This is a genomic window from Candidatus Micrarchaeia archaeon (genome assembly GCA_041653315.1).
Taxonomy (GTDB): domain Archaea; phylum Micrarchaeota; class Micrarchaeia; order Anstonellales; family JAHKLY01; genus JAHKLY01.
In genome coordinates this window covers 1-7,896 of the sequence record JBAZFO010000046.1, presented here as the reverse complement: position 1 = coordinate 7,896, position 7,896 = coordinate 1, and the positions used below count along the sequence as shown (strand labels likewise).

General features: G+C 25.9%; 7 protein-coding genes. 1 reads left to right on the top strand and 6 read right to left on the bottom strand.

Going from position 1 to position 7,896, the window contains the following annotated elements:
- From WC356_06945 to WC356_06930, 4 genes are all read right to left on the bottom strand, one after another.
- The coding region (locus WC356_06945) for a hypothetical protein (protein MFA5382880.1) at positions 1-285 on the bottom strand (285 nt) is incomplete at its 3' end.
- Complete coding sequence (locus WC356_06940; GenBank protein MFA5382879.1) at positions 282-596, bottom strand: transcriptional regulator; 315 nt, start codon at positions 594-596, stop codon at positions 282-284. The genes WC356_06945 and WC356_06940, both read right to left, overlap by 4 nt.
- Before the next feature lie 381 nt (positions 597-977).
- Positions 978-1,547 carry a hypothetical protein gene (locus tag WC356_06935; protein MFA5382878.1) on the bottom strand — a complete coding sequence of 190 codons (570 nt, stop codon included), beginning with the start codon at positions 1,545-1,547 and terminating at the stop codon, positions 978-980.
- A gap of 83 nt (positions 1,548-1,630) precedes the next feature.
- The gene (locus tag WC356_06930) at positions 1,631-2,128 is read right to left on the bottom strand and encodes a hypothetical protein (protein MFA5382877.1); all 498 of its coding nucleotides are present in this window, start codon (positions 2,126-2,128) and stop codon (positions 1,631-1,633) included.
- Positions 2,129-2,212: 84 nt separating this feature from the next.
- On the opposite strand from WC356_06930, the gene WC356_06925 reads away from it, so the two are divergent.
- Positions 2,213-2,794, top strand: a complete 582-nt coding sequence (locus WC356_06925) for a hypothetical protein (protein ID MFA5382876.1) — start codon at positions 2,213-2,215, stop codon at positions 2,792-2,794.
- Positions 2,795-2,796: 2 nt separating this feature from the next.
- Here the strand turns inward: WC356_06925 and WC356_06920 are convergent, their stop codons facing one another.
- Positions 2,797-5,874 carry a type I restriction endonuclease subunit R gene (locus WC356_06920; GenBank protein MFA5382875.1) on the bottom strand — a complete coding sequence of 1,026 codons (3,078 nt, stop codon included), beginning with the start codon at positions 5,872-5,874 and terminating at the stop codon, positions 2,797-2,799.
- Positions 5,855-7,735 carry a DUF4209 domain-containing protein gene (locus WC356_06915; GenBank protein ID MFA5382874.1) on the bottom strand — a complete coding sequence of 627 codons (1,881 nt, stop codon included), beginning with the start codon at positions 7,733-7,735 and terminating at the stop codon, positions 5,855-5,857. The genes WC356_06920 and WC356_06915 overlap by 20 nt, the downstream gene beginning before the upstream one ends.
- Between the last annotated feature and the right edge of the window lie 161 nt (positions 7,736-7,896).

Here is a 7,896-nt window from a genome sequence, read left to right as displayed (position 1 = left end):
GTATTTTGGATCCATCTCAGTAATTTCTTTAAATTTTTTAAGTTTTTCTTTTTCATTTTTAGAGACTTTTCCTTTTGAGGGGTTTAAATTATTATATAAATCTTGGGTTAGATCTTTAGAATAAGGCCCCCTTACATATAAAGAAAATGTATAATTAATATCAAAACCCAGCATTTTTAATAAGCAAGCTGTTTTTTGAATTATTAATTTATTCTCAAAACTGTCTAAATTTGGTTTTATTCCTAATTCGTTTAAATATATTAATAATCTATCTAATTTTTTCATTCGATTACCTCGCCTAACCATTTTTTAAATATATTAAATTCTTCCTTCCCATGATTTGTTATAAAGTACTGAGTCATATTTTTATTCTCTAATTTTATTTTTTTACTTTTTATAAATCCTATTTCTTCAAGCATTTTTAAACTGGAAGCTAAACTACCATCATCAAGCTCTAAAAATGCTTTTAATTGTCTAAATACTGCACCTTCTTGGTCTAAGCTTTCTAAACTTTTTAAAATTAATATTCTCTGACGAGAAAAAAGATTAGAATTTATAGCTTTTGAATTCTCAACTAGATTTAATATTTCACCCATGATATATACTATTCCCTTCCTCTTTTTAAGTTTTTTAGTTCATTAATTAAAACGCTAATAAATTCACTTAAAAATATTTAGTAAGTATATATAATTTAGTTATTCTTTAATAAAATATATTAGATTTGTAGGGATTGTAGAGCACATAGAAGAGTAAAACTCTTTTTCTTATTTCTTTATTTTTATATATTAAACCTCTCATACACATAAAAAACAAAGTCTAAATTGGGTATTTTAAGTGATTTAGTATTTGAAAAAAGGTATTTATAAAAATATAAGAAAAGCGCCATGAAGCAGATGAAGTAATGAATGCGCTTATGCAAGACCCAGAAGTCCAGAAGATTTTCATGGAAAAATTGAAAGGGTTAAAATAAAAGTATTTCAAAAAATATTTTTTTCATGCAAGTCTGGTAATATTATTGATAAAACTACAATTGTTCCAATAAAAAAATATAATATAAAATACATATTACATAGGTAATAAAATTCTATTCCTTCAAACTCATAAAGACCAGAAGTAGTAGCATATGCAGATATAATAATTAAAAAAGAGAAATTAATTAATATTATTATAAAATTAAGAGTGTATTTTGATAAATTGTTTCTTTTTTTGTTTTTAATGTTTTCAGAGAATTTTTTAAATGAACTGTAAATTAAATTAATAAACATGAATAAAGAGAATAAGATAAGTAATAATAAAATAAATTTTGTAAGGAGATACGCTTGTGTTTCCCTTAAATTATTAAAAGCTTTACATTCTCTATCCATATTAACTGTAGATTGGATAGTAGGAATATCTGTAAAATTACATTCTTCAGGTGTTTTATTACTTTCAAAAATTATTCTTGTTTCTTCAATTTTTATTTCTGTAAATGCATTAAACAAAACAAATAAAAAAATTACCAAAAGTGTTCCGATAATAACAGAACTATATTTATGAATTTCTTTCATTCCTACCCTCTTTTTTTAAAATTTAAAATAGTTTTTGTATTTTAAAACTTATATCTTATTTAATCTTTTATTCATTTTTTCAATTAATTTAATGAATATTTTGAACAAACAGAATCTTCACCAACTATTTGAACTTTTCCTTCAGTCATCTGAGATATTTCTAATTCCACGTATATTTTTTCTTTATTCAAATTTAATAAATTAATAAGTTCATTTGATAAATCGCATTTTAAATTAAAAGGAATTATTTGTTTTCCTGTTGTTTTTCCAAAATTTTTCTTTTCAGAACTTCCAATTACACAACCTTCTCCTACTGTGTAACAAGACATTTCAATTCCTAAATTTTCAATATATTGATTTTCTTCTAGGGAAGATACAATATCCCCACTACAACTTATTTTATTTCCAATCCAGGAGCAACTAATAGAATCAATATTTAATGAATTGATAGGACTAATTTTATTAACATTAAGTTCTGTATTCTGAACCATATAATTATTTTTATTTTCTGGATTAATACAACCAAATAAAAATAATCCAAAAATTAAAATCCCAATTAGTAAAATTGATTTATTTTTCATAAATATATTGAGAAACATAAGTTTTTATTACTTTTTATTTGATTTTTTGGAAAACTATTTAAAGTTTGACAATTAAAAAAAGTTATGGCATTTATAGAAAAATTAGTTGACATATTGCATAAATTTAATTTGGGGATTTGTTTTTTATTGATGGTAATATCTCTTATTTATATTAATGATGTTAATACTGGACCTATAGATTTAACTAGCTTAAATCTACTTCTTGGTTCATTATTGACTTTTGTAGGAATTTTTTATGGGATAGTGATACTTAATCAAGTGTCTGAAAGTTTAAGAAAGTTAAATGAAAAAGATACAAAAGAATTAAAAAAGAGAATACATGAATTAAAGAAAAAAGAAGAATCTAACATTGAAAATAAAAAATACTTAGAAAATATTGATATTTGTGAAAATAAAATTGCATATTACCAAGAAATCGCTTCTATAAAAGATAGAAATATACATAATATACTTTTTATTTCAACACTATTAATTATACTTCTTTTAATTATTAATTCAGTTCCTATAAATTTAGAAGGAGACTATTTACTTTTAAAAAATATAATTTTTATTGGTTTGTTCTGGAGTTTTATATATTATCTAAATAGTTTAATTGTATTATTTTATAAATCTAATAAAATCAAATCACATATAAAATACATTTAAATTTATTTATTTTTCCCCATTAATTCTGCTTGTTCAAGTACTGTTTCAGTTGCCAATATTTGTTTGTCAGGCGGATAACCATATTTCCTAAGAATGTGTTTTATCTCAATTCTCAATTTTGCTCTTACATGTTCTCTAATAGTCCAATCAACAGTAAATTGTTTATCTAACGTTTTAAGTAGTTCTTTAGCAATTATCATAAGGGTTTCATCACCTAATACTTGTGTAGCACTTTCATTATCTGCTAATGCGTCATAAAATGCTTTTTCATCATCTGTTAAGCCTAATTCTTTCCCTTTCTGTTCATCTTCACGCATTTGTTTTGCTATATTTATCAATTCCTCTATAACTTCAGCAGAATCAATATTTTTATTAGTATATTCCTTTATAGTTTTTTCTAACATTTCTGCAAAAGAACGACTTTTGATAAGATTTTTTTTCTTATAAATTTTAATTTCATCATTAAGAAGTTTTCTTAAAACTTCAAAAGCAAGATTTTTTTGTGGCATTTCCTTAACTTCAATTAAAAATTCGTCTGATAATAAAGATATATCTGGTTTTTTCATCCCCACTGCTTGAAAGATATCAACAACTCTATCTGAAACAATAGATTTTGATACAATCTGTTGTATAGCACTGTCTAATTCTTCTGTAGGTATCTCAGTAGTTAAAGTGTTTTTAACAATACTTGATCTAACAGCTTCAAAAAAACCAATTTCATCCCTTATTTCTATAGCTTCATCTGATGGAACAGATAATGCAAATGCCTTATTTAATTTTTTAGTATGTTTTAAAAAATTCTCTTTCCCATTTTCTTGTTTTAATATATGTTCCATTGCTAATGGTATCATCCGTAATTTATCTTTATTATTCCCTTCAAAGAATTTTAAATAATTAAATTGGTAAAATATGTCCTTAATTATTTCATATTCGCTTAACATCACTTTTATAGCTTCTTCTTGTTTGAAAACTGGTTTACCTTTTCCTCCACTTTCAGTATATATTTTCATTGCTTCCTTGAGATATTTAGCAATTCCTATATAATCTACAATTAATCCCCCTGGTTTATCCTTATAAACCCTATTAACTCTGGCAATAGCTTGCATTAATGTGTGCCCCACCATTGGTTTATCAATATACATTGTATGTAAACAAGGTACATCAAAACCAGTTAACCACATATCACATACAATAACTAATTTTAATGGGTCTTTTGGATCTTTCATCCTATCTGCTAACATCCTTCTTTTTTCTTTATTCCTAATGTGTTGTTGCCATTTAACCGGATCTGTAGCAGATCCAGTCATTACCACCTTTATAAATCCATTATCCTCTTCTTTACTATGCCATTCTGGTCTTAATTTAATTAATTCCTCATAAAGTTCTACACAAATCCGTCTACTCATGCAAACAATCATTCCTTTACCTTCAAGATTGATAATTCTATTTTCAAAATGTTTAACAATATCCTTAGCAATTCGTTTTAATCTTTTTTCAGTTCCTGCAACTGCCTTTAATCTTGCCCATTTACTTTTTAATCTTTCTTTAATTTCTTCTTTTTCTTCTTCTGTAACTTTTTCAAAATCTGGATCAATATTCAATACTTCTTCTGGTTTAAGATCAAGTTTAACAAGTCTACTTTCATAATAAATTTGAACAGTCATATTATCTTTAACTGATTTTTTAATATCATAAACATCTACATAATTACCAAAAACTGCAGGAGTACTTCTATCCGAAAGTTCAATGGGTGTTCCTGTAAATCCAATAAATGATGCATTAGGTAACGCATCTCTGATATATTTCGCATACCCATATCTCATTAAGTTATTATCAAAATCCATTTTCAAATCAAAACCATATTGACTCCTATGTGCTTCATCTGCGATTACAATAATATTTTTTCTATCTGATAGAGTAGGGAATTTAAGTTTATTTTCTTCAGGAAAAAACTTTTGGATTGTGGTAAATATTACTCCCCCTGAATCAACATTAAGTAATTTTTTTAAACTATCTCTAGATTTAGCTTGTTTTGGTTTTTGTCTTAGTAAATTGTTACATTCAGCAAAAGTGTTAAACAATTGGTCGTCTAAATCGTTTCTATCTGTTAAAACTACTATTGTGGGATTGTTTAACGCTTGAATAAGTTTTCCAGAATAAAAAGCCATGGTAAGACTTTTTCCTGAACCTTGAGTGTGCCAAACAATACCTGCTTTTTGATTAGATTTAGTTGCTTTAAGAGTATTTTTAAATGCATTATTCGTTGCATTGTATTGATGATATGCAGATAATATTTTGCTGTCACCTTTGAAAACAATGAAAAATCTTATCAAATCAATTAATGTTTCTTTATTTAACATCCCTTTAACCATTATTTCTAATTGACTATCAGATATCTTATCATAAGTTTTACCATTTATACTTTTCCAAGGCATAAATCTTTCTTTATTAGAAGTAGATGTACCTGTTCTTGATTCATTTCCATCACTACAAATTAATATTTCATTATAATTGAAAATGTTTGATATTTCTTCTTTATATGTTTGTAATTGGTTAAAAGCTGACCAAATAGTAGCTTTGTCATCAGCTGGATTTTTTAGTTCTATAATTATTAATGGTAATCCATTAATGAAAATAATAACGTCAGGTCTCCTATTATTGTTATTTTCTATAATTGTAAATTGGTTAACTGCTAAGAATTCATTATTGTTTGGTTTTTGGAAATCTATTAACCAAACTTTATCACCAACAATTCTTGACCCTTTTTTGTATTCAATGTCAATACCATTAATTAACATATCATGGAATATTTGATTGTTTTTAAATATGTTTGAAGTATTAAAAGATAATATTTTTCTAATAGCATCATTGTGAGCATCTTCTGGTAACTCTGGATTAATTTTCTTTATTGCTTGTTTTAATCTATCTTTTAAAATAACGTCTGAGTATCTTTCCCTTTCAGGTTCTGTTCCGTCAGGTTCAGGTGCAATGACTGGACCATTGATCACTTTGTAACCTTGTTCTTTTAACAGTTCTAGCATGGCTTGTTCAATCTCATCTTCAGTTATCGCTTTTCTCATTGTTATCATCTTTGTGTTGACAATTTTGAATGTTGGAATCTGGCATCTCATGTAAAATTTTAATTAATTTTAATAGACAAAATCCAAAAAATTTGGTTTCCGACTCCGTTATTTTATTAGAAGCCACTAAACCATGCAAAAGATCATTTCTCATATTCATTTGATCGGTATCTGTTAACAAAACTTTCAAAGACTTTTGAAAATCTTCCCCAATGATGTTTTTAACATTTTCATCTACTAATAAGGTACCCAATTCAATTTTTCTAAAATATTTTTCTTTATGGCTTTCTAAAACAAGATCCACTTTACCAGATTTTATTATAATCCTTCTTATGATTTCTTCAAAATAAGGAATAATTATATGTAAACCAGCAATGGAATTTTTAGGTTCTATAAAAATGTATTCAAAACCATATTTTAGAGTAGGCTTAATATCTTCTAATTCTTTGGAATTAACAAGTTCTATTAAATAATTATAAGTATTAACGCTGCCTTCTTTTTCTATTTTTGATAATATTTCATTTAACATAAACGCACCCAACTTAAGAGCAAATTGTATATTACTTCGCACCTTATATTTAAAAATCTCCTCCTCGTTTGTGTACTGTATTACCGGCAAACCATTTCTATGGATCACAACAGGAAGTATGAATAACAATCCTCCTTCTTCCTTTTGTTTAACTGTGTTGGTTTTAAAGAGTTCATAATTAGGGATAAAATATAAATCGGATAACAAAAGTTTTATCGGATCCTCATTTTTAGTTTTTAACAACTGAAAATAAGTTTCAATTTCTTCATTTGGTAAATTAAGCTTAGCACTAATTGTTTTATATTTAACATATTTTTTGAATTCGTTTATTGATTGTGTTAAAGTTTCTATTCGTTTTTTAATTTCCAGATGATTATTAAACATGCTTTGCATTTGTTTGTATTTTTTAACCGACTGAACGTACAAACTAACTTTGAGTCCAAAATCTGTTTGACCCTCAGATTCTAATATAAATGATTCAGCTATTTCTTTATTTATTTCATATATTTCTTCGGTACCACAAATATAATTCGTTAACAAATCTAAATAAGTCCTCAAAAAATGAAACTTAGATTGGGAATAAGTTCTACTTTTTATTTCTGAGATTATATTTTTGATTTGAGATGTGCTTTCTTTATTAATAGTCTCATCATCAATTTTATTTAGGTATTTAATTTCGACAATAAAAAACTCTAATTGCCATCGATTTTCACCATTATTAATTATTTCAATTATTGAATTATGGATAGATAGAAATACCTCTTTAAATAATTCTTCTAAAGAAAATGATGTGCACAACCCCAATGCAAAATCGTATGCAAATGGAGGAATCTCATAAAACTCTGCATATTTTCCATTATTTACATATTTTTCAGCTGTTTTTTTCCAATTTTCGATAGATTTTTTTACCCATTCCACTCTATTTTTGTCATGACTAAAAACCATTATGGCAAAAGCATATCTTGCTTTTGAAAGAGAACTATTTGTTTTATCAAACCTAATTTTGTAATAATCAATTGCTTCTGAAGACCATTCACAAAATGGAGGATTTGAAAAAGGTTTGAATTCCTTATTTTCAAGATAATATTTCCATTTATTTGAGATTTCAGAAACTTCTTTCCCATTGTACAATCCACTATGCCCAATAACTCTATTCAATAAGTCAATTTCCCACAATATCTTGGTTTTGTTGTCTTCATCATTATTTTCAATTGCAATTTTAACTAAATTGTTTAATTCTTTTTCAATTTCGTAAGGGTATTCTCTTTCGTATTCTTGGTTTAGAATCTTTTCAATTTTTTTAGTTAATTCTTTAGGATTATATGTATCCATATTCCTCACACCACCTTAAAAATTGACCAAAATAAATTAATAAGAACATAACATCATCTTGGGAAGTTTTGCTAATATAATTATAATGAGTAAATTTGCTCCTCACGTCACCAATATCCTCAATAATATTAATGATTCTTTGGAAATTGTTTATATCTTTT

Excerpts from the sequence above, each read along its gene's own strand:
- WC356_06925 (MFA5382876.1), top strand. The coding sequence starts at position 2,213 with ATGGCATTTATAGAAAAATTAGTTGACATATTGCATAAATTTAATTTG.
- WC356_06920 (MFA5382875.1), bottom strand. The coding sequence starts at position 5,874 with ATGAGAAAAGCGATAACTGAAGATGAGATTGAACAAGCCATGCTAGAA.
- WC356_06940 (MFA5382879.1), bottom strand. The coding sequence starts at position 596 with ATGGGTGAAATATTAAATCTAGTTGAGAATTCAAAAGCTATAAATTCT.
- WC356_06935 (MFA5382878.1), bottom strand. The coding sequence starts at position 1,547 with ATGAAAGAAATTCATAAATATAGTTCTGTTATTATCGGAACACTTTTG.
- WC356_06930 (MFA5382877.1), bottom strand. The coding sequence starts at position 2,128 with ATGAAAAATAAATCAATTTTACTAATTGGGATTTTAATTTTTGGATTA.
- WC356_06915 (MFA5382874.1), bottom strand. The coding sequence starts at position 7,735 with ATGGATACATATAATCCTAAAGAATTAACTAAAAAAATTGAAAAGATT.